The 19,768-nt window shown below is 71.9% G+C and carries 17 protein-coding genes, 1 other RNA gene and 2 pseudogenes; 12 read left to right on the top strand and 8 right to left on the bottom strand.

The features are described 5' to 3' along the window. Positions 1-52 precede the first annotated feature (52 nt). Genes ACFYOJ_RS35145 through ACFYOJ_RS35135 form a run of 3 tightly spaced genes read left to right on the top strand, consistent with a single transcriptional unit; the run spans position 53 to position 2,927 of the window. Positions 53-910 (top strand): Nif3-like dinuclear metal center hexameric protein, encoded by an 858-nt coding sequence (locus ACFYOJ_RS35145; RefSeq protein WP_356558429.1) that lies wholly within the window; start codon positions 53-55, stop codon positions 908-910. Then, positions 907-1,650, top strand: a complete 744-nt coding sequence (locus ACFYOJ_RS35140) for a C4-type zinc ribbon domain-containing protein (protein ID WP_356558446.1) — start codon at positions 907-909, stop codon at positions 1,648-1,650. Before ACFYOJ_RS35145 ends, ACFYOJ_RS35140 begins: the two co-directional genes overlap by 4 nt. Before the next feature lie 8 nt (positions 1,651-1,658). Then, positions 1,659-2,927 carry a bifunctional RNase H/acid phosphatase gene (locus ACFYOJ_RS35135; protein WP_356558428.1) on the top strand — a complete coding sequence of 423 codons (1,269 nt, stop codon included), beginning with the start codon at positions 1,659-1,661 and terminating at the stop codon, positions 2,925-2,927. On the opposite strand, the gene eda is transcribed toward ACFYOJ_RS35135, so the two are convergent. The 4 genes from eda to ACFYOJ_RS35115 all read right to left on the bottom strand — a co-directional run bounded on the left by eda (position 2,902) and on the right by ACFYOJ_RS35115 (position 5,877). Beyond that, positions 2,902-3,561, bottom strand: coding sequence for a bifunctional 4-hydroxy-2-oxoglutarate aldolase/2-dehydro-3-deoxy-phosphogluconate aldolase (gene eda, locus ACFYOJ_RS35130; RefSeq protein WP_356558427.1), 660 nt, complete (start codon positions 3,559-3,561; stop codon positions 2,902-2,904). The genes ACFYOJ_RS35135 and eda overlap by 26 nt on opposite strands. Positions 3,562-3,633: 72 nt before the next feature. Beyond that, positions 3,634-4,416: a peroxide stress protein YaaA gene (gene yaaA, locus ACFYOJ_RS35125; RefSeq protein WP_356558426.1), complete on the bottom strand. Its 783-nt coding sequence runs from the start codon at positions 4,414-4,416 to the stop codon at positions 3,634-3,636. A gap of 34 nt (positions 4,417-4,450) precedes the next feature. Further along, positions 4,451-5,029, bottom strand: coding sequence for a hypothetical protein (locus ACFYOJ_RS35120; RefSeq protein WP_356558445.1), 579 nt, complete (start codon positions 5,027-5,029; stop codon positions 4,451-4,453). Between the two features lie 86 nt (positions 5,030-5,115). Next, positions 5,116-5,877 (bottom strand): MerR family transcriptional regulator, encoded by a 762-nt coding sequence (locus tag ACFYOJ_RS35115; RefSeq protein ID WP_356558425.1) that lies wholly within the window; start codon positions 5,875-5,877, stop codon positions 5,116-5,118. 168 nt (positions 5,878-6,045) lie between these two features. On the opposite strand from ACFYOJ_RS35115, the gene ACFYOJ_RS35110 reads away from it, so the two are divergent. The 4 genes and pseudogenes from ACFYOJ_RS35110 to rnpB all read left to right on the top strand — a co-directional run bounded on the left by ACFYOJ_RS35110 (position 6,046) and on the right by rnpB (position 8,845). Continuing rightward, positions 6,046-6,621, top strand: a complete 576-nt coding sequence (locus ACFYOJ_RS35110; protein ID WP_356558424.1) for a Uma2 family endonuclease — start codon at positions 6,046-6,048, stop codon at positions 6,619-6,621. A gap of 27 nt (positions 6,622-6,648) precedes the next feature. Beyond that, on the top strand, positions 6,649-7,521 hold the full coding sequence (locus tag ACFYOJ_RS35105; RefSeq protein WP_356558423.1) for an AraC family transcriptional regulator: 873 nt from the start codon (positions 6,649-6,651) through the stop codon (positions 7,519-7,521). A 22-nt stretch (positions 7,522-7,543) separates the two neighbouring features. Then, positions 7,544-8,323: pseudogene (locus ACFYOJ_RS35100) on the top strand (DMT family transporter); the annotation flags it as partial. A 119-nt stretch (positions 8,324-8,442) separates the two neighbouring features. After that, positions 8,443-8,845: RNase P RNA component class A (gene rnpB, locus ACFYOJ_RS35095), an RNA gene on the top strand. Positions 8,846-8,874: 29 nt separating this feature from the next. Here rnpB and ACFYOJ_RS35090 read toward each other — a convergent pair. Beyond that, positions 8,875-9,438, bottom strand: a complete 564-nt coding sequence (locus ACFYOJ_RS35090; protein WP_356558422.1) for a dihydrofolate reductase family protein — start codon at positions 9,436-9,438, stop codon at positions 8,875-8,877. A gap of 440 nt (positions 9,439-9,878) precedes the next feature. On the opposite strand from ACFYOJ_RS35090, the gene ACFYOJ_RS35085 reads away from it, so the two are divergent. Further along, positions 9,879-10,610 (top strand): hypothetical protein, encoded by a 732-nt coding sequence (locus ACFYOJ_RS35085; RefSeq protein WP_356558421.1) that lies wholly within the window; start codon positions 9,879-9,881, stop codon positions 10,608-10,610. Between the two features lie 497 nt (positions 10,611-11,107). On the opposite strand, the gene ACFYOJ_RS35080 is transcribed toward ACFYOJ_RS35085, so the two are convergent. Further along, positions 11,108-12,256 (bottom strand): Fic family protein, encoded by a 1,149-nt coding sequence (locus ACFYOJ_RS35080; RefSeq protein ID WP_356558420.1) that lies wholly within the window; start codon positions 12,254-12,256, stop codon positions 11,108-11,110. Between the two features lie 184 nt (positions 12,257-12,440). On the opposite strand from ACFYOJ_RS35080, the gene ACFYOJ_RS35075 reads away from it, so the two are divergent. From ACFYOJ_RS35075 to ACFYOJ_RS35065, 3 genes are all read left to right on the top strand, one after another. Beyond that, complete coding sequence (locus ACFYOJ_RS35075; protein WP_356558419.1) at positions 12,441-12,770, top strand: plasmid mobilization protein; 330 nt, start codon at positions 12,441-12,443, stop codon at positions 12,768-12,770. Further along, a complete protein-coding gene (locus ACFYOJ_RS35070) occupies positions 12,767-13,252 on the top strand; it encodes a hypothetical protein (protein WP_356558418.1) in 486 nt (161 codons plus the stop codon). Before ACFYOJ_RS35075 ends, ACFYOJ_RS35070 begins: the two co-directional genes overlap by 4 nt. 896 nt (positions 13,253-14,148) lie before the next feature. Further along, a complete protein-coding gene (locus ACFYOJ_RS35065; protein ID WP_356558417.1) occupies positions 14,149-14,448 on the top strand; it encodes an NIPSNAP family protein in 300 nt (99 codons plus the stop codon). Here the strand turns inward: ACFYOJ_RS35065 and ACFYOJ_RS35060 are convergent, their stop codons facing one another. Both ACFYOJ_RS35060 and ACFYOJ_RS35055 read right to left on the bottom strand, forming a co-directional pair. Continuing rightward, positions 14,449-17,988, bottom strand: coding sequence for an AAA family ATPase (locus ACFYOJ_RS35060; protein ID WP_356558416.1), 3,540 nt, complete (start codon positions 17,986-17,988; stop codon positions 14,449-14,451). It abuts the gene before it with no gap. Positions 17,989-18,188: 200 nt separating this feature from the next. Next, positions 18,189-18,647, bottom strand: coding sequence for an ATP-binding protein (locus tag ACFYOJ_RS35055; protein ID WP_356558415.1), 459 nt, complete (start codon positions 18,645-18,647; stop codon positions 18,189-18,191). A 168-nt stretch (positions 18,648-18,815) separates the two neighbouring features. Here ACFYOJ_RS35055 and ACFYOJ_RS35050 point away from each other — a divergent pair. Next, positions 18,816-19,679: pseudogene (locus ACFYOJ_RS35050) on the top strand (Scr1 family TA system antitoxin-like transcriptional regulator); the annotation flags it as partial. Positions 19,680-19,768 lie beyond the last annotated feature (89 nt).

The raw sequence follows: 19,768 nt of genomic DNA, 5'->3' as shown, positions 1-19,768 counted from the left end.
GACGGCCCGCGACGGGTACAGCGGCCCAGAAGCTCCAGGTAGCCTTGCCTGCGTGCCCCGTCTGTCAGAAGTCATCGCCGCGCTGGAGAACCTGTGGCCCGCCGAGCGTGCCGAGTCCTGGGACGCGGTCGGCACCGTCACGGGCGACCCCGGTCAGCGGGTCTCCCGGGTCCTGTTCGCCGTCGACCCCGTCCAGGAGATCGTCGACGAGGCGGTGAGGCTCGGCGCCGACCTGCTCGTCACCCACCACCCGCTGTATCTGCGCGGGACGACGACGGTCGCGGCCTCCACCTTCAAGGGCCGCGTGGTGCACACGCTCATCAGGAACGACATCGCGCTGCACGTCGCCCACACCAACGCCGACACCGCCGACCCCGGCGTCTCCGACGCGCTGGCCGGCGCGCTCGGCCTGCGCGTCGTACGCCCCCTGGTGCCGGACCCGTCCGACCCCGAGGGCCGCCGCGGCCTGGGCCGGGTGTGCGAACTGGAGCACCCGCTCACCGTCCGCGAACTCGCCGCCCGCGCCGCCGCCCGGCTGCCCGCCACCGCGCAGGGCATCCGCGTCGCCGGCGACCCCGAGGCCGTCGTCCGCACGGTCGCCGTCAGCGGCGGCTCCGGCGACAGCCTCTTCGACCACGTACGGGCGGCCGGCGTCGACGCCTTCCTCACCGCGGACCTGCGCCACCACCCGGCGTCGGAGGCCCGCGCCCACAGTCCTCTCGCGCTGCTCGACGCGGCGCACTGGGCCACCGAGTGGCCCTGGTGCGAGCTGGCGGCAGCCCAGCTCGACGAGATCTCCGACCGCAACGGATGGGACCTGAGGGTCCACGTCTCCAGGACGGTCACCGACCCCTGGACCGCCCACGCGGCGTCCACCACCACAGCCGACCCCATGGGAGCCCCCAACTGAACGCCGCGCCCGCCGACCAGATCCGACTCCTCGACGTCCAGGCCCTCGACGTCCGCCTCCAGCAGCTCGCGCACAAGAAGCGGTCGCTGCCCGAGCACGCCGAGCTCGAGTCGCTGAACAAGGACCTCGCCCAGCTGCGCGACCTGCTCGTCGCCGCGCAGACCGAGGAGAGCGACTGCGCCCGCGAGCAGACCAAGGCCGAGCAGGACGTGGACCAGGTGCGCCAGCGCGCCACCCGCGACCAGCAGCGCCTGGACTCCGGAGCCGTCACCTCCCCGAAGGACCTGGAGAACCTCCAGCGCGAGATCGTCTCCCTCGCCAAGCGGCAGGGCGACCTGGAGGACATCGTCCTGGAGGTGATGGAGCGCCGGGAGTCCGCGCAGGAGCGCGTCGGCGAGCTGACCGAGCGGGTCGCCTCCGTCCAGGCGAAGATCGACGACGCCACCGGGCGCCGCGACGCGGCCGTCGGCGAGCTGGACCGCGAGGCCGCCTCGGTGACCAAGGAGCGCGAGGTCATCGCGGCCACCATCCCCGCCGACCTGCTGAAGCTCTACGACAAGCTGCGCGAGCAGCAGGGCGGCGTCGGCGCGGCCAAGCTGTACCAGCGCAGCTGCCAGGGCTGCCGCCAGGAGCTGGCCATCACCGAGCTGAGCGACATCCGCTCGGCCGCGCCCGACACGGTCGTACGCTGCGAGAACTGCCGCCGCATCCTCGTGCGCACGGCCGACTCCGGCCTGTAGGAGCCGTAGTGGCGAGCGCGGGGACGGATCCGGGGGCCGCTGCCGGGGCGGCTCCGGCACGGGAGTTCGTGGTCGAGGCCGACGGCGGGTCGCGGGGCAACCCGGGGCCCGCGGGCTACGGCGCGGTGGTGCGGGACGCGGCGACGGGGCGGACCCTGGCCGAGGCGGCCGAGTACCTGGGCGTCGTCACCAACAACGTGGCCGAGTACCGGGGCCTGCTGGCCGGCCTGTACGCCGCCCGCGCGCTCGACCCGTCGGCGTCCGTCCACGTCCGGATGGACTCCAAGCTCGTCGTCGAGCAGATGTCGGGCCGCTGGAAGATCAAGCACCCCGACATGAAGCCGCTCGCCGCCGAGGCGGCGCGTGTCTTCCCGCCCGGCCGGGTCACCTACGAGTGGATCCCCCGCGCGAGCAACAAGCACGCCGACCGCCTGGCCAACGAGGCGATGGACGCGGGCGCCCGCGGGGAACAGTGGTCGCCGTCGGCCTCGACGGCGGAACTCGACACAGCGGTACCCGGCACGGCGGAAACCGGCACGCCGGTATCCGGCACGGCGGAAACCGGAACGGCCGCCGCCGACGCACGAGTCGCCGCCGCCGACGTACGGGCCGCCAGGACGGTCGCCTCGCCCGGCTGGGGTCCGCCCGACATGGGCGCCCCCGCCACCTTCGTCCTGCTGAGGCACGGGGAGACGCCGCTGACCCCGCAGAAGCGGTTCTCCGGCAGCGGCGGCAGCGACCCGTCCCTGTCCGCCGTCGGCCGGGAGCAGGCCGTCAGGGCCGCCGAGGCACTCGCCCGGCGCGGCACGGTCCAGGCGATCGTGACGTCGCCGCTCGCCCGCACCCGCGAGACCGCCGCCGTCGTCGCCGCCCGTCTGGGTCTGGAGGTGACGGTCGACGAGGGCCTGCGCGAGACCGATTTCGGCGCCTGGGAGGGCCTCACCTTCGCCGAGGTGCGCGAACGCCACCCGGACGACCTGAACGCCTGGCTGGCCTCCCCGGACGCCGAACCCACCGGCGGCGGCGAGAGCTTCGCGGCGACCGGCGCCCGCATCGCCGCCACCCGCGACCGGCTGGTCGCGGCGTACGCGGGCCGCACGGTCCTGCTGGTCTCGCACGTCACGCCGATCAAGACCTTCGTACGGCTCGCCCTGGGCGCCCCGCCCGAGTCGCTGTTCCGCATGGAACTGTCGGCGGCGTCCCTGTCCGCGGTGGCGTACTACGCCGACGGCGGCGCCAGCGTCCGCCTGTTCAACGACACGTCCCACCTGCGCTGAACCCCGCGGCCTCGCGGGCCAGCGCCTCCACCCGCGCCCAGTCCCGGCCGGCCACCGCGTCCTTCGGCAGCATCCAGCTGCCGCCCACGCAGCCGACGTTGGGCAGGGCGAGGTAGTCCGGCGCCGAGGCCGGCGTGATACCGCCGGTCGGGCAGAAGCGGGCCTGCGGCAGCGGGGCGGCGAGCGCCTCGAGGTAGGCGGTGCCGCCGGCGGCCTCGGCCGGGAAGAACTTCATCTCCCGCACCCCGCGCTCCAGCAGCGCCACCACCTCCGACGTGGTCGACACCCCCGGCAGGAACGGCACCCCGGACGCCCGCATCGCCGCCAGCAGCGACTCCGTCCACCCCGGGCTGACCAGGAACCGCGCCCCGGCCGCCACCACCTCGCCGACCTGCTCCGGCGTGATCACCGTGCCGGCGCCGACCACCGCGCCCGGCACCTCACCGGCGATCGCCCGGATCGCGTCCACGGCGACCGGCGTCCGCAGCGTGACCTCGATCGCGGGCAGCCCGCCGGCGACGAGCGCCCGGGCGAGCGGCACGGCGTCCGCGAGGTCGTCGACGACCACGACGGGGACGACAGGGGAGAGGTCCAGCACGGAGGCGGCGGGGGAGGGCGGCAGCGGTGAACTCATGCCCTCATCGTGCCGCCGAGAAGTACGACACGCAACGCGCGTTGCAATACGTGCAACGGAGCTCCGGTCGGTTCAGTGGATCTCCGCCACCAGCACGTCCAGCGACCACGGCTTCCCCGCCCTCGCGGGCGCCTCCGCCTCCACCTCGTACCCGAGGTCCCGCAGCGCCTCCACCAGCTCGGCCGGGCCCTCCGGTGTGCTCCCGGACGTCAGCAGGCTCCGCACGATCCGCCCCTTGGTCGCCTTGTTGAAGTGGCTGACCACCTTCCGGGTGGGCGCGTGCAGCACCCGCACCGAGGCGGTCCGCCCGGCCACCTCGCCCTTCGGCCTCCACGCCGTCGCGTACGCCGCCGACCGCAGGTCCAGCACCAGCCCGTCCCCGGCGGCCTCCGGCAGCACCCCGGCCATCGGCGCCCGCCAGAAGGCGCCCAGCGCCCCCAGCCCGGGCAGCTTCACGCCCATCGAGCACCGGTAGGACGGAATCCGGTCCGTCACCCGCACCGCACCCCACAGCCCCGAGAACACCAGCAGCGACCGCGCGGCCCGCGCCGCGGCGTCCGGGCCGAGGGAGGCCAGGTCCAGGGCGTCGTAGAGCACACCGGTGTAGATCTCCCCGGCGGGCCGCGCCCCGGCCGTCCGCAGCTCCGCGTTCTTGGCGACCTCGCCGCGCAGCCCCTCGCTCAGCCCCAGCACCTCGCGCGCCTTCTCCTCGTCGCCGGCGCACAGCTCGACCAGCTCCCCGAGGACGGTCTCGCGGGCCGCGGCGAGCCCCGGCAGGGACAGCGACTCCGGCTTCAGGGGAGCGCCCCGGCCGGACGCGGCCTTCCCCTCGGACGGCGGCAGCAGGACAAGCACACGTACTCCTTCACGATCGGGCTCTCGGCCCAGGTCAGGGTACGGCGTTCCCCTCCCGTGCCCGGCCGACGGCCCGTACCAGCGCCCCGGGGTCGTCGGCGTGACAGCGTACGACCCCGGCCTCGCGCCGCCGTCCGAAGAAGGTGACGTGGGTGACGGGCGCGGCGAGCTCGAAGGTGACGGAGGTCTGGGAGCCCACGGGCAGGTCGAGCTCACCGTCCGCCCGCTCGTGCGTCGTCCGCAGCTCCCGGCGTACGGACACGATCCGCTCCAGCGGTATCCGCACGTCGGCGTGGAGAGCCTGGCGGATCCGCAGCGTCCCGGCGGCCGGGTCCAGGACATGCGGCCGGACCACGGACGCGGCGTGCAGCCCGGCCACGATCACGACCGTGTACACGTCCAGGACCAGCACCACGTGGTGCACGGCCGGCCAGTTCCGCAGCAGCACGGACATCATCACGGTCTCGATCACGCACACGAACGCCAGGCCGGCCGTCATCGCGCCCTGCCCCCGCGCGTACCCGAAGACGAGCCCGCCGCCCGTCGTCCCGTGCGTCCGCCGGGCCGCCCACAGCCACAGACTCCCCAGCAACCGCACCTCGTGCCGCACCATGAGCCCGGCGACCGCCACCACCCGCGACCCCTTCGGCACCCGCAGCCCCCTCCCCGTCCGGGATCCCCTCCCCGCCCGCGCCCTCCTCATGACCGCCGCCTCCGGGAGACGATCTCCAGGGCCTGCCGGACCGCCTCCGCCTGCCCCGGCGCGAAGTCCGCGTACAGGGCGCGCAGGAAACCGTGACCGGGGTCGATGTCCGCGTCCTGCTCGGGCAGCAGCTCCGCGGGCAGGCACGCGGCGAGCACCCCGGCCGCCTCCGCCACCCGCGGATCGTCGGCACCGGCGTCCGCCAGCCCGTCCAGCAGCGCGTACGCCTCCCGCGCCCGCGCCACCGCCTCCGGCGAACCCAGGGCACCACGCAGCGTGGCCAGCAGCCGCTCCCGCTCCCCGGGCGCCAACGTGCCCTCCAGCAGCGCCAGCACCTCCCGGTCCCGTACGGCCATGGGGGAGCCGGAGACGTCCCCCATCCCCGAGAACAGCCCGGCCAGCTCCGGCGAGACCGGCCCCTCGGCCGGCAGCCCGCCCTCCGTCTCCAGCAGCGCCCGCAACCGCGCCCGGCGCTCCCGGACCGCCTCCTCCTGCCGCGCCAGATCCGCGTCCAGCTCCTCCAGCACCTCGGCGAGGTCCTTCCCGGCCTCGTCCGTGAGCACGTCCCGCACCTCCGCCAGCCCGAGCCCCAGCTCCGTCAGCCGCCGGATCCGCGCCAGCACGACGACGTGCCGCAGGGTGTACGTCCGGTACCCGTTGGCCAGCCGTTCCGGTTCGGGCAGCAGGCCCTGGTGGTGGTAGTGGCGCACGGTCCGCGTGGTGACACCGACGACGTCGGCGAGTTCTCCGATCCGCATGACGCCAGTAGAAACGTTGACGCCGCGACAGGGTCAAGCGGCCGAGGAACCCGGCTTCCGGACGGCGACGCCGGTCCTGTGCCACGATCGAGAGAGCGGTTCCCGATCTCTCGGACAGGTGATCAGCCGATGTCCCAGTCTGGCGAGCGACCGAAGGAGGGGCGTGACATGACTGCCATGGCACACGAACCGATCACGCAGGACCTCTTGCTGGAGTGGTTTCTCGACCTGGACACCCCGGAGGGGTTCCGGGCGGAGCTGATCGAAGGGGAGATCGCCGTGACACCGCCGCCGGACGGGGATCATGAGAAGTACATCAGCCGTATCGTGCGGCAAGTGATCCGGCGGTCCCGGATGGACATGGACTTCTCCGGGAACAAGGGGCTGAAGCTGTCGGCCGGAGAGGCGCCCTCCGGTGATCATGTGATTCCGGACGTCACTTTCGCGCCCGTGGAGCTGGACGTGTTCGGGGCTGCGGGTTCGTGGATGGCCTGCGACGGCGTTTCCATGGTCCTGGAAGTGACGTCGACCAAGCCGCAGGCCGACCGGAACGCCAAGCGCCGAAGCTATGGGAGGGCCGGCATCCCGCTCTACCTCCTGGTGGACCGCGAGACCTCCATGGTGACGCTGTTCAGCGAGCCGAGAGCCGACGGCTACCTGCGATCGGTCAGGCGCCCCTTCGGCGACCCGCTCCCCCTGCCCGAACCCTTCACCTTCGACCTGGACACCGCCGACTTCCTCTGATCCCGTTGGGGCAGGGGGTGGCAAACGGTGGACACACGCGAACAAGCACGGTGGACCAGAGCCCGGCTGGGGACGGCCGGGCCGCCCCTCGACCTGCTCACCGCCCGCTTCGACCGCCACGTCTACGCCCCGCACGCCCACGACGAGTACACGGTCGGCGTCACCGTCGGCGGACTCGAGGTCATCGCCTACCGGGGCGGACACATCCACTCGGGGCCGGGGTCCCTCGTCGTCCTGGAACCCGGCGAGATGCACACCGGCGGCCCCGCCGCCCCCGACGGCTACTCCTACCGCGCCCTGTACGCGGCCCCGTCCCTGCTCACCGACGGCATCCGCGGCGGCCTCCCGCACTTCCGCGAACCCGTCCTCCACGACCCCGAACTCGCCCGCGCCCTGCGCGCCGCCCACACCGACCTGGCCCGCCGGCCCGACCCGCTGGAGGCCGAGTCCCGCATCCCCTGGCTGCTGACGGCCCTGGCCCGGCGCCACTCCACGGCCCGCGCGGCCGACGGCACGGTCCCCGGCGCGGACCGCATCGCCCGCGTCGTACGCGACCGCCTCGCCGACGAACTCCTCGCCCCGCCCTCCCTGGCCGACCTCGCCGGCGACCTCGGCCTCTCCCGCTACCAGCTCCTGCGCGCCTTCCGCACGGCGACGGGCGTACCGCCGTACGCCTGGCTCGCCCAGCACCGCGTGGCCAGGGCGCGCGGACTCCTGGACGCGGGCGTGCGCCCCGCCGAGGCCGCGGCTCTGGTGGGCTTCGCCGACCAGGCCCACCTGACCCGCTGGTTCAGGCGGGTCGTGGGGGTGACCCCGGCGGCGTACCGCAACAGCGTGGCGGGGGCCGGCGCCGACGCCGGCGCCGGTGCCAGGCGCAACAGCGTTCAAGACCCGGGGTGAGGGCGGCGCGCAGACTGCCGCCATGACTGCACGCGGCTGGGCCCTGTTCTCCCTGATGGGAGTGGTCTGGGGCATTCCCTATCTGATGATCAAGGTGGCGGTGGAGGAGCTCTCCCCGTCCGTGATCGTGTTCACCCGGTGCGCGCTCGGCGCCGCCCTCCTGCTCCCGTTCGCCCTGCGCCAGGGCGGCCTCGCCCGGACCGTCCGGGCGCACTGGAAGCCCATGCTGGCCTTCGCCGTCATCGAGATCATCGGCCCCTGGTGGACCCTGACCGACGCCGAACGCCACCTCTCCAGCTCCACCGCCGGCCTGCTGATCGCGGGCGTCCCCATCGTCGCCGTCCTCCTGGCCCGCTTCTTCGGCGCCGAGGAACGGGTCGGCGCCCGCCGGATCACCGGGCTCGCCCTCGGCATCGGGGGCGTCGCCGTCCTCACCGTGCCGCACCTCACCGGCGGCGACGCCCGCTCGCTGGCCGAGGTGCTGGTGACGGTCGTCGGCTACGCCACCGCCCCCCTGATAGCCGCCCGCCACCTCAAGGACGTCCCCACCCTCCAGCTCATCACCCCCTGCCTCGCCCTGGCCGCGGCCGTCTACGCCCCCGCCGCCTACCTGACCCGGCCCGCGGCCCTCCCGCCGGGCGAGGTCCTGGCCGCCCTCGCCGGACTGGGCGTCGTCTGCACCGCGATCGCCTTCGTCGCCTTCCTGGAGCTGATCAAGGAGGTCGGCCCGACCAGGGCCGGCGTCATCACCTACGTCAACCCGGCGGTCGCCGTCGCCGCGGGCGCCCTCTTCCTCGGCGAGGACCTGACCCTCGGCATCGGCGTCGCCTTCACCCTGATCCTGGCCGGCTCCGTCCTCGCGACGGCCGCCGCCGGTCCGGGGGCGGGGGACCCGCCGGGTACCATGGTCGGCACGGCAGACGAGCCGGGCGGACGGCCGCGTGAAGTCCCTTGCGGGACCTCCCGAGGAACGTCCGGGCTCCACAGGGCAGGGTGATGGCTAACGGCCACCCGGGGTGACCCGCGGGACAGTGCCACAGAAAACAGACCGCCGGAGGCTTCGGCCCCCGGTAAGGGTGAAACGGTGGTGTAAGAGACCACCAGTGCCCAGGGCGACCTGGGCAGCTAGGTAAACCCCACCCGGAGCAAGGTCAAGAAGGGGACACCTCGGTGCCCCTGCGCGGACGTTCGAGGGCTGCCCGCCCGAGTCCGCGGGTAGACCGCTGGAGGCCGGTGGCAACGCCGGTCCTAGATGGATGGCCGTCGCCGGCGGGACCGCGAGGACCCGCCGGAACAGAACCCGGCGTACAGCCCGACTCGTCTGCCGCCCCCACCCTCCCCGCGGTGATCCGGTCAGCGCACCACGCGGTGGCGGAGGTAGACGACTCCCGAGTCGAAGGCGCGGGTCTCGACGAGCGCGAGATCCACCCGGCGCTCGCGCCGCGGGAAGAACGGAATGCCGCCGCCGACCAGCACCGGGTGGACCACGGCCCGGTACTCGTCGATCAGACCCTGCCCGGCCGCCTCGGCGGCGAGGGTCGCCCCGCCGATCGCGATGTTCCCCTCGTCCACCTCGGCCCGCAGCCGCGCGATCTCCTCGGCCGGACCGCCCGAGGCCAGACGCGCATTGCCCTGCACGGCCGACAGCGTGGTGGAGAACACCACCTTCGGAAGCCGCTTCCACAGCGCGGTCCACTCCCGCTGCGCGTCGTCGAGCGAGGGGTCCTGGTCGGCCGTCTCCCAGTACAGCATCGTCTCGTACAGCCGCCGTCCCAGCAGGTAGGCGCCGAGCTCCCGGATCTCGTCGGTCCAGAAGCGGAAGACGTCCGGGTCCGGATCCGACCAGTCGAAACCGCCGTCCGGCCCGACGATGTAGCCGTCGAGCGAGACGTTCATCGAATAGGTCACGCGGGGCATGAGAAGACCTCCTGGACGACGGTTCCGACACTACGACCGCCGAACACCGCGGAACTCATCGCACTCCACGGGATCACGTCGCCCTTCGGCCGGCACGCCCGGACACGGCTTCCGTGCCGATCGCGTGCCCGGTCTCGTCGGCGGCTTAGCAGGCGTGGAAGCCGAGTTCGCCGGCGAGCCGGATGGAGTCCAGGGACTCGGCCAGGGGGTGGTCGGGGAGCACGGCGTAGCTGAACTTCATGTGCGGCGCCTTCCGTCGGGTGAAGGGCGTGCGTGCGGCTGTGTCGTGCGGCCGGGGCGTGCTCCTGCCGTCCCGAGGATCCGAGTCCTCGCCCGCGGTTGTCCGGAGGGACCACGGGGGAAACCCGGCCGGACCTGAAAAGGAGGTGCGGGCGCCGGCGGGCCCGGGATACGGTCCTGCCTGTTCGAGGGGGAACCGAATGACGAAGCTCAATCAGATCATCGCTGTCGAGAAGGGCGTCAAGAGCAAGGCGCTCCAGGACGTCACCGCCGCGCACGCCAAGGTGCAGAAGCCAGCGCTGCTGGCGGGCATCTCGCGCACGTACCAGCCGAAGGACGAGGAGGGCGAGCAGCTGCCGCCCGAGTCCACGCGGGTGCAGGTGCAGGCCGAGGACGTGCTGCGCGAGATGTCCACGTCGCTGACCCGGCTGTTCGACGTGACCGCCACCAAGGACTGGGCGAACTGCACGGCCCGCGCGGACGTCACGGTCGACGGGCGGACGGTCGTCGCCGACGTCCCGGTCGCTTACCTGCTCTTCCTGGAGAAGCAGCTCACCGAGCTGCACGCCTTCGTCAGGAAGCTGCCCACGCTCGACGCCGCCGAGTCCTGGTCGCAGGACCCGTCCACGGACTGGTGGAAGACGGACCCGGTCCGCACGATCCGCACCAAGAAGGTCCCGCGCAACCACGTCAAGGCCGAGGCGACCGACAAGCACCCGGCGCAGGTCGAGGTGTACTACGAGGACGTGCCGATCGGGTACTGGACGACGGTGAAGTTCTCCGGGGCGCTTCCGGCGCGGCGGGTGAACGAGCTGCTGGAGCGGGTCGAGAAGCTCCAGCAGGCCGTGAAGTTCGCCCGTGAGGAGGCCAACGGCGCCGAGGTCACCGACCAGCGGGTCGGCGACGCGGTGTTCGGCTACCTGTTCGGCTGACGCCGGTCACGGGTAGCCCCCACGATCGCCCTCGCGTGCGAGCGCGAGGGTGCGCGACAGGCGCGGGCCGGATTGAGGACCGGCCCGCGTGATGAGCGCAAGCTGAAACTGAAGTTCAGCCTGAAAGGACCGGGTGTGACGCCCGGGCCGTCAATCTCAGACTCTCGCTCCAGCTTCAGCATCGCCGCCCATCGCCGGAACGACCGGGGACGGACGAACGCCGTCGGATGCGAGTTCGACTCTCGCCTGCACCTCTTCCGCGGTGCGGTAGTTCAAAGGAAGAACACGACGGCATGACGACTGATCCGTCCTCTTAAACGCGCCGGCGTGCGCGATCGGGTGGCATCCCCAGGGGCCCGGGAGCTGGATACGACTCCCGGGCCCCGCCACGTCCCGAGGCCGTCACCGCCCCCTGTCCCGGCGGATGGGCCCGCCGACTGCCCCGCCACCGGGCGGGTACGGCTCGACGCCCCAGCGGTCGACAGGCCAGGAGGGCTTCAGTCGATGCTCTCGTAGGGATTACGGATCGTGTGGCGGGCGGCGGCTGTGGCCAGAACGTTCTGTGGGTAGCGGGAGCCGGGCACGTAGTAGCGGCCCTTGGTGTTGCCGACGGGTGTCAGCAAGTCCCTGCGCATCAAGTGCTGCATGTCGCGCTGGGCCTGTTGCTCACTGATCCCTTCCGCCTTCTCGTAGCGGGAGCGGCGTACCCGGCCGGTTACGGCAACCTCGTGCAGGGCCGTGATCTGGCGTTCGGTGACACCGAGCATCTCGCGCTGCTCTTCGAGCTGCATCCAGCACCTGTTGGAGCGGTCCACACGGTGTCGGACACTCTGGGTCTGCTCGTGATAGGCGCGCAGATTGAAACGTACCCACGGGGTGGTGTCCCGCGCCGGGCTGTATACGGGGCCTCCGACCTCGCGTAGCACCTTGTAGTAGTCCCAGGTGTGACCAGGCATGCCCAGCCAAGCCTCGATGGAAGAGAACTCGGGGGCGAGAACACCTTCTCGGGCGATTAGGAGGGTCTGCAGGGAGCGGGACATACGGCCGTTGCCATCGGCCCACGGGTGGATCTTGACGAGGTTGAAATGGGCCATCGCAGCACGGACGAGTGGGTCGGAGTCGATGTCACCGGTGTTGAGCCAGTCGACCAACTCGTCCATCAGGGAAGCCACATCGTCTTCGTGAGGACCCTCGTACTCCGTGGCGTGAGGATCGCCGACGGCCGTGATGAAGACCGGGCCCCGCCTCCACTGTCCGGCAAGCTTGCGGGGGTGATGGTGGCCTTGCAGCATCCAGTGCAGCGAGTTGAGAAGGCCCTTGCTGTACGTGAAGTCGGGGGCGTCGTGAAGTGACTGGATGTAAGTCATGGCCTGCTGATAGGCCACAGTCTCCGCACGGTCCGCCTCGGTGATGTCGACTGTCTCCTGAGCGTCGTCCATGAGGTCGGCGACATCGCGGGCATCGACTTTGTAGCCCTCGATGGTGTTGGACGCCGCGATGGCCGAGGCGGTCAGGTGGCGGCGCAGATCGAGGGTCCACTTGGTCGGGACTTGCTGCACGGAGTGCCGCAGGGCGTGACGCATATCGTCGACCTCGGCCAGGACCTGGTGGTCGGTGGCGGAGAGACGAGGGGTTCTGTACAGCATGACGCAATGATACCCACACGGTATCATTGCGTCGCCTAGTGGACGGCCCCGCGACAGTTCGTCGGGCCGGAATGCTTCGCGAACCCTCGCGGCGGCGATCACGCGGGCGGGGCGTCCGCCCTGTCCGGACTGGCCGTGGCAGTCACACTCGCCCTGTCGTCATACGCGTAATACGCTGTTTCTCATGGCGAAGACGCGGATCAGCATCAGTCTGGAGCGGGACCAGGCCGAGCGCATCAGGCAGCACGCGGAGAGGGCGGGCATGGACGTCTCGGCCTATCTGGTGCATGCCGCAACGCGCCAGATGGCCGAGACGGATGCCATAGAGGCTCAGTTCGCCGAGGTGGACGCGCTCATCGCCCGGGCGGAGCGCGCAGCGGACGGGCTGCCCGCCGAACCCGTTCCGGAGCCAGCGGCGGAACTGACGGAGCAGGAACGCCGCGAGGTCGAGGAGGCCCTCGGCCTCGCCCACGGCCGGGACCGGCACGGCGCCCGCCCGGGGCGCGCCGCGTGAGCGCACGCGTGCCGGTCTACGACTCCGGCATGCTCATCGCGCTCGCCGACCGCAAGGCGAAGGCGATGGCCCTCCACGAGGGGCTGCGCACGCTCCCGCACCGGGCGCTGGTGCTCGGCCCGGTCCTCGCCCAGGTGTGGCGCCCCCGACCGGCGTTGGTGCATGCCCTGTCCGGGGTGCTGAAGGACTGCACCGTCCCCCAGGCCCGGACGTCCGAGCCGCCCATGCGCGAGACGAAGGCGGGCCGACCGGAATGCCTGGCCTGTGCGACGGGGCCGGACCTCGCGGACTGGCGGCGCATCGGCACCGCGCTGGGACGAGCAGCCCTGCCGGCGAAGAAGCGGCCGGACGCGGTGGACGCCTGGGTGGCTCTGGCGGCGGCCCGGCACGGCAGCGCGGTGATCTTCACTACCGATCCGGGGGACATCCAGGCCTACCTGACGGTCCTCGCGCCGACGGACGTGCACGTGGTCGCCGTCTGACGACCGGGAATCACACTGCGGAATGAGCTCTGCGCAGGAAACGGGAGACAGGACCCGTCTCACGTGCGCCCCTCCCTGGAAGTGGGGCGCCGAGGCGTTCACTGGGCACTGGCAACGGCCATCCAGTGCCATGGCCTTCCCGCGCGCCGACCGCTGAACTCACCCAGGGTCTTCCAACCACTTCGCCACTTGCCGCCGCCGTGGTATCGGCCACGGCAGGAGCAGGTGCACAGGAAGCCCTTGGCGTTCCGGCAGGATGAGTTACACCTTTCATCCGGGTTGTACTCGCGGCCGATGAGGATGCTCGGGTACCTGCCGAGCAGCTCCCGGCTCAGGCGGGGGAAATGAGCGCTGGCAACCGTCCAGCACCCCTGGCGGCCGTCCCACCGGAAAGATCGATCGCTCCCGACCCAGCCGGAGAGTTTCCGCTCGTGCTCCCACATCGTGTGAGTCGGGAACCAGACACTGAACCACCCCTTGGCGGGCAAACCGATTGTCGGCAGATGCTCGCCTTGGTAACTCGGCATCCATTCGGGAGGCTTGAGGTACTGGACCTCCTTCCGCCGATCCCGCGTGCGCCCCTTGCCCTCACCCATGATCCGCTGGCTACGTCGAGGCCCGGGCCCCCACTCGACCGAGACGAGTGCAGCGGGTTGACCAGAGGCATAGCAAGGGAGACGACTCATCAGCCTGGCATGGGCGACCACGCGACCATCCTGGTCGACCATGATGGAGCTGCGACATTTCAAACACGTGCGGTTGAGCCCCCCACCGCCCACGAGCATCCCCCCTTGGATGCGCTGATCCTACTGAGCGTTCGCAAGAACGTCTCGCGGCTGCCCTCGAGTTGCCTAGGCTGTGTGCCACGACAACCGAACACCAGGAGGCCCTCCCTCATGCCCAGGACCACGCAACTGCGTACGTACACCGTTCGCGACGGCATGCTCGACGAGTGGGTCGAGCGCTGGCGGCAGGAGATCGTGCCGTTGCGGCTGAAGCTGGGCTTCACCATCGGCGGGGCGTGGGTGGAACGAGAGCGGAACCAGTTCGTGTGGCTGATCTCCTACGACGGCCCCGAGACCTTCCAGGAGCGCAACGCGCTGTACTGGGCGTCGTCCGAGCGCGAGGCGATGAATCTGGACCCGGACGACTACCTCGTCCACACCGACGACCGCACGGTCGAGCAGGTCCACTGATCACGCATGGTCGAGCGGCAGCATGTGGTGCCGCCGCTCCTCCTCCGTGAGCGTACGGAAGACCCGCCCCCTCGCGACCGCCTCCAGCCGGTCGTAGTCCGGTTCCGCGGGCCACACCCGGGCCGTCCCGTCGGCGGACCCGGTCAGCAGCCGCGTGCTGTCGCGGGACCACGCCACCGAGGTCACCTTGTCCTGGTGGACGCCGACGACACCGACCTCCTCGAAGGTGGCCGCGGACCACACCCGTACGGTGCGGTCGTCGCCCCCCGTGGCGACATACGCGCCGTCGGGCGACCAGGCGACGGCACGGACCCGCCCCTCGTGTCCCCTCAGCACGTCGATGCGGCGCCCCGTGACCGCGTCCCACACGGCGGCCGTCCAGTCGCCCGAGGCCGTGGCGACGCGTGCCTCGTCGGGGGACCAGGCGGCGTCCTCCACATAGTTGTCGTGCCCTCGCAGGACGGTGAGCAACCGACTGTCGCCGGTGTCCCACAGCCGGCAGGTCCGGTCGTCGGAACAGCTGGCGAGCAGCCGCCCGCTCGGCGACCAGGCCACCCGGCCCACCCAGTCCTGGTGCTCCTCGAACTTCATCAGCTCGGTCCCGTCCTGCGCGGACAGGACGCGTACGGCGCCGTCGTGCCCACCGGTCGCGATCCGCCGGCCGTCCGGGGACCAGGCACATCCCTCGACGACCTCCCCGCGCCGCTCGAAAAGCGTGCGGCCCGTCCCGTCCACGACCCGGAACAGCCCGTCGTTGGTGCCGAGCGCGAGCCGGTCGCCGTGCGGGGAGCAGGCCACGCTCCACACGCGGTCCTCCAGTCTCATCACGGGCCCGGTGGGAGCACCCGTCACCGCGTCCCAGATCCGCACGCTGCCGTCGTCGGAGGCGGTGACGACGCGGCTGTCGTCACCGGACCAGGCGGCCTCGTTCACCGGACCGTCGTGCCCGTCGACGAGCGTGGCCTCGGCGCCGCGCGGACGCAGGTCCCACACGGCCCCGGTGCCGTCGGCCGAGCCGGTGGCGAGCTGCGTACCGGTGGGGGACCAGGTCACTCCCCACACGGTGTCGGTGTGTCCGCGCAGCACGGCCAGAACCTTCGCGTCGTCGGCGTCGACGATGCGCACGGTCCGGTCGGAGGAGGCGGAGGCCAGCATCCGGCCGTCCGGCGACCAGGCCAGGTTCCACACGTAGTCGGTGTGACCGCGCAGCAGAAGCCGGAGCTCGCCCGTCTCCACGTCCCAGACGCGGGCGGTGTGGTCACCGGAGCCGGTCGCGATGCGGCGCCCGTCGGGGGACCAGGCGACACCCTCGACGAAGTCCGTGTGCCCTGCCAGGGTCACAGTGGCCGCTCCCGTCGCCCGGTCCCACACGATCACCGTCTGGTCGTGGGAGGCGGAGGCGAGAAGGCTGCCGTCCGGGGACCACGCGACACCCCAGACGTCGTCGCCGTGCCCGCACAGTTCCTGCACGAGCTGGCCGGTCGAGGACTCCCAGACGCGTACCACGCGGTCCTTGAACGTGGCGGCGACGTGCAGCCCGTCGGGCGACCAGGCCACCTGCCTGCCGATGTCCCCGGCCCCGGCGAGCAGCCGTACGGGCTCCCCGGAGACGGCGTCCCAGATCCGTACGACATGGTCCCGGCCCGCGGTGGCCACCTGCGCCGAGTCGGGCGACCAGGCGACGGACTCGACCATCGCGCCGTCTGACGGCAGGACCAGCACGGGCCGTCCCGACAGTGCGTCGTAGACGCGGGCCGTACCGTCCCGGGACGCCGTCGCCAGCAGCCGTCCGTCCGGCGACCAGGCGATGTCGCGAACCGTGTCCGTGTGCCCGTCGAGCCGGGTGCGCAGATGGCTGGAGGCCAGCGCCGCCATCAGGCCCCGCCGCGCCGAGGGCGTCGGCGTGCACTCGCCGAGCGCGGCCAGCGACAGCAGCACGGCACGCTCGGGTTCGGTCTCCGCACTGGCGAGCACCTGCCGGCCGATGCCGTCGGAGACACGGCTGAGGAAGGCGAGATCCCGGCGCTGCGAAGTCTCGACGAGCGCCCGGGCGGTCGCCGACGCCTGCCCGGCCTCGTCCAGGGCTTCGAGCCATCGCCGGGCCGCGGTGAGCCGTTCGCCGGTGAGGAGGTAGTCGGCACTGCGCCCGGACCGCTCCCAGTCCTCGGCCCACCGTTCCAGCTCGGCGCGCTCCCGCAACCGCTCGGCCCGCGCCTCGACCTCCTGCCGCAGCGGTGCCCACTGCCGGAACAGGGCCTCGTGCGTCACCTGCGCGTACGGCTCCTGGCCGGCGGACCCATCCCCGCGTACATCGGACCGCAGCAGCCGGGCGTCGATGAACGCGTCCACCACATGCCGCTCCCGGTCGGTGAGGTCCGACAGCGGCACATGGCGGCGGGCGACCTCCTGCCCCTCCACGGTGACGAACTTCAGCAGCACCCGGAGAACGAAGTCGATGGTGTCGCCCGTACCGAGACCGGCCACGGTGTTGTCGGCCTGCCGCGCCAGCGCCCCCGGCACGCCGCCGAGCCGCTGGTACAGCTCCTCGGTGACCGTTCCGCCGGGGCCGGAGGCGAAGTACAGCTCCTGGAGGAGGTAGGCGAGCAGCGGGAGGGCGTCGTCGGTGCCCGTCTCGTTCACGATCGTGTCAACCACGCCGGGGGCGAAGGAGAGGCCCACCAGGGCGCCGGGCGCCTCCACCACCTCGGCGAGCTGTGCCCTGCCCAGGGTGCCGATCGCGACGGGATGCTGGAAGAGCTCGGCATGACCGGTGCCGAGAAGCCTTCCCAGGAGGTCCACGCGGAGCGTGGCCAGCACCCGCACCGAGGGATCCTGTTCCAGGCAGGCACGCAGAGCGTCGAGGAAGTGGGCCCGTTCGCGTTCACTCCCCAGCGTGACGAGCTCCTCGAACTGGTCGACGACGAGGAGGGTCCGCCGGAACCGTCCTCCGCGCAGCCGTGCCAGCTCGCCCCGCAGGGCGTCCGGCCCTTGGCGCAGCCGCCGCAGTACGGCGCCGGCCGTTTCCCGCTCGCCGGCGGCGACCGCGAGAGACGCGGCCAGAGCGCCGAGCGGGCTCGGCCCGGGCGAGAAGGGCGGGACGACGGTCCAGCGGCGCTCCCGCAGCCGGGGCAGCACCCCGGCCCGCACGAGTGAGGACTTCCCGCTGCCGGACGCCCCGGCCAGCAGAAGGAACCGGTCGGAAGGCCGCGTCGCGGTCGCGTGCAACCTGCGCGTCAGCTCGGCGGCCTGTGCCTCCCGGCCGAAGTAGACGGCCGCCTCGTCCTCGTCGTACGCGTCCAGGCCCGGATACGGCACCCGGTCACGAGGCCAGTCGACCGACGGCGGTGCGGGATTCTCCAGCCGGTACACCACGACCTGCCCGACCACCATGGCCACCACCAGCAGCCCGATCGCCGGCACCGAGAACCGCTGGATGATCTGCAGCGCCCACGGAGCGTCGTCCGTGCTGGTGGCGTAGTTGGTGGTGATGCCGAGCAAGCAGGCGATCAGCGCCAGCACGACCTGAAGGGCCACCTGCATCCGGTTTCTCATCCGGCACCACTCACGACCGCACCACTGCCCGCCGACACGACCCGCCCCCGATCTACCGGCCTCGAAGAACCGGCATCACATTCCCTCGGCCCTCGCTGTGGACGAGAGGGTTTCGTGACCATCTTCCGGGGCGGGCAGTACGCGATCAACGGTGCGGGCCGGATCCGGCCACAGCAGGCCGCGCCGTATCAGGAGGTCGACGGGTCGGGGTCCGCGCAGTCGCAATCGGCCCAGACCGTCTTGCCACCGGGGGGATACGGCTCGACGCCCCAGCGGTCGGCGAGGGCGGTGACCAGGAGCAGGCCGCGGCCGGACTCGGCGTCCAGGGGCGTTGCGCACTCCGCGGGCGGTGGCGGGAGGCACTCGCCCCGGACGTCGGTGACGGTGATACGCAGCAGGCCGGCCACAGGGTCGAGGGTGAGGCCGAGCCGGAAGTCGCGGTTGTGTACACGGCCGTGCAGGGCGGCGTTGGCGGCGAGTTCGGCCACGATCTGCTCGGCGCGTTCGGCGACACCGGGTGCCACCGGCCATGCGCGGAGCTGTTCGGCGGCGAGGAGGCGAGCGAGCCGGGCTCCGCGGCGGGTGGACGACAGGAGCTGGGCGAACGTGTTTACGGTGGCGATGAGTTGGGGTGGAGTTGCGCTCATGAGGCCACGGTGACGGGCGCGCGGGGGTGCGTTCCAGGCGTACGGCCCGTACTCCGCGTCAGCGTACGGCCACATTCCGTGGACGGTACGACGGTTCATGCGTCACGCTGAGTGTCGTCGGGTGGGGGACGGTGAACAGCGCGTGTACGGAACCGGAGATGGCCGCGGATGACCGGCGGCGGTGTGGTGGACGACGAGGACGTGCTGGCCGGCGAGGTGGACCGAGAGCCCGATCCCTCGGACAGCCTGCGGACGTTCGGCGCAGTCATGCAGGCACTGCGCGAGCACGCCGGGTACAGCAGGACCGAGTTCGCGGACCTCGTGCGCTTCTCCAAGCACACGGTGGAGTCGGTGGAGCTGGGGCGGCGGATGCCCGACCTCGCGTTGGTGGAGCGGGCTGAGGAGGCGCTGGGCAACACCGGGGCGCTGCGGAAGGCGTCCAAGTACGTGACGCGGGGGCGCGGGGATGCAGGGCTCGCGGCATGGTTCCGGCAGTGGGCTCGGCTGGAGCGGGTTGCGGTGAGCTTGTGCACGTACGAGTGCCGGCTGGTGCCGGGGTTGTTGCAGTCGGAGGGGTATGCGCGGGCGGTGTTCGACAATGCCATTCCGCCACTGACGGACGGGCAGTTGGAGGACCTGGTCGCGGCACGCCTTGAGCGCCAGAAGCTGCTCGGGGAGCGGCCGTATGCCGTGTTCAGCTTCATCGTCGAGGAGTTCGTCTTCAGGCGTCAGCTGGGTGGGCCTGAGGTCATGAGAGAGCTGATCGACCACCTACTGGAGCTGACTGCTCCGCGTAACGTGACACTTCAGATCATGCCGCTGAGCACTGAGTTCCACGCTTGCCTGGACGGTCCTGTACAGCTCTTGGAGACGCCGCGACAGCGGCGACTCGCGTACTCGGAGGGACAGCAGAACGGCCGACTGATCTCCGATCCGAAAGAGGTGAGCTTCCTCTGCCAGCGCTATGACACACTGCGCTCGCAGGCCCTGAACCCCAAGGACTCTCGTGGCCTGCTGGAGCGACTCCGAGGAGTCTCAATGACGGTGTCAAGCTGTTTGCGGGACGGGCGGATCGGGGGTGAACACCCGGTTGTCGCGCAGCAGTGCCCACAAAACGCTCG

This window comes from Streptomyces sp. NPDC006384, from assembly GCF_042870695.1.
Classification (GTDB): Bacteria; Actinomycetota; Actinomycetes; order Streptomycetales; family Streptomycetaceae; genus Streptomyces.
Note: the sequence above shows the minus strand (reverse complement) of the source record. Positions and strands in the feature narration are given on the sequence as shown.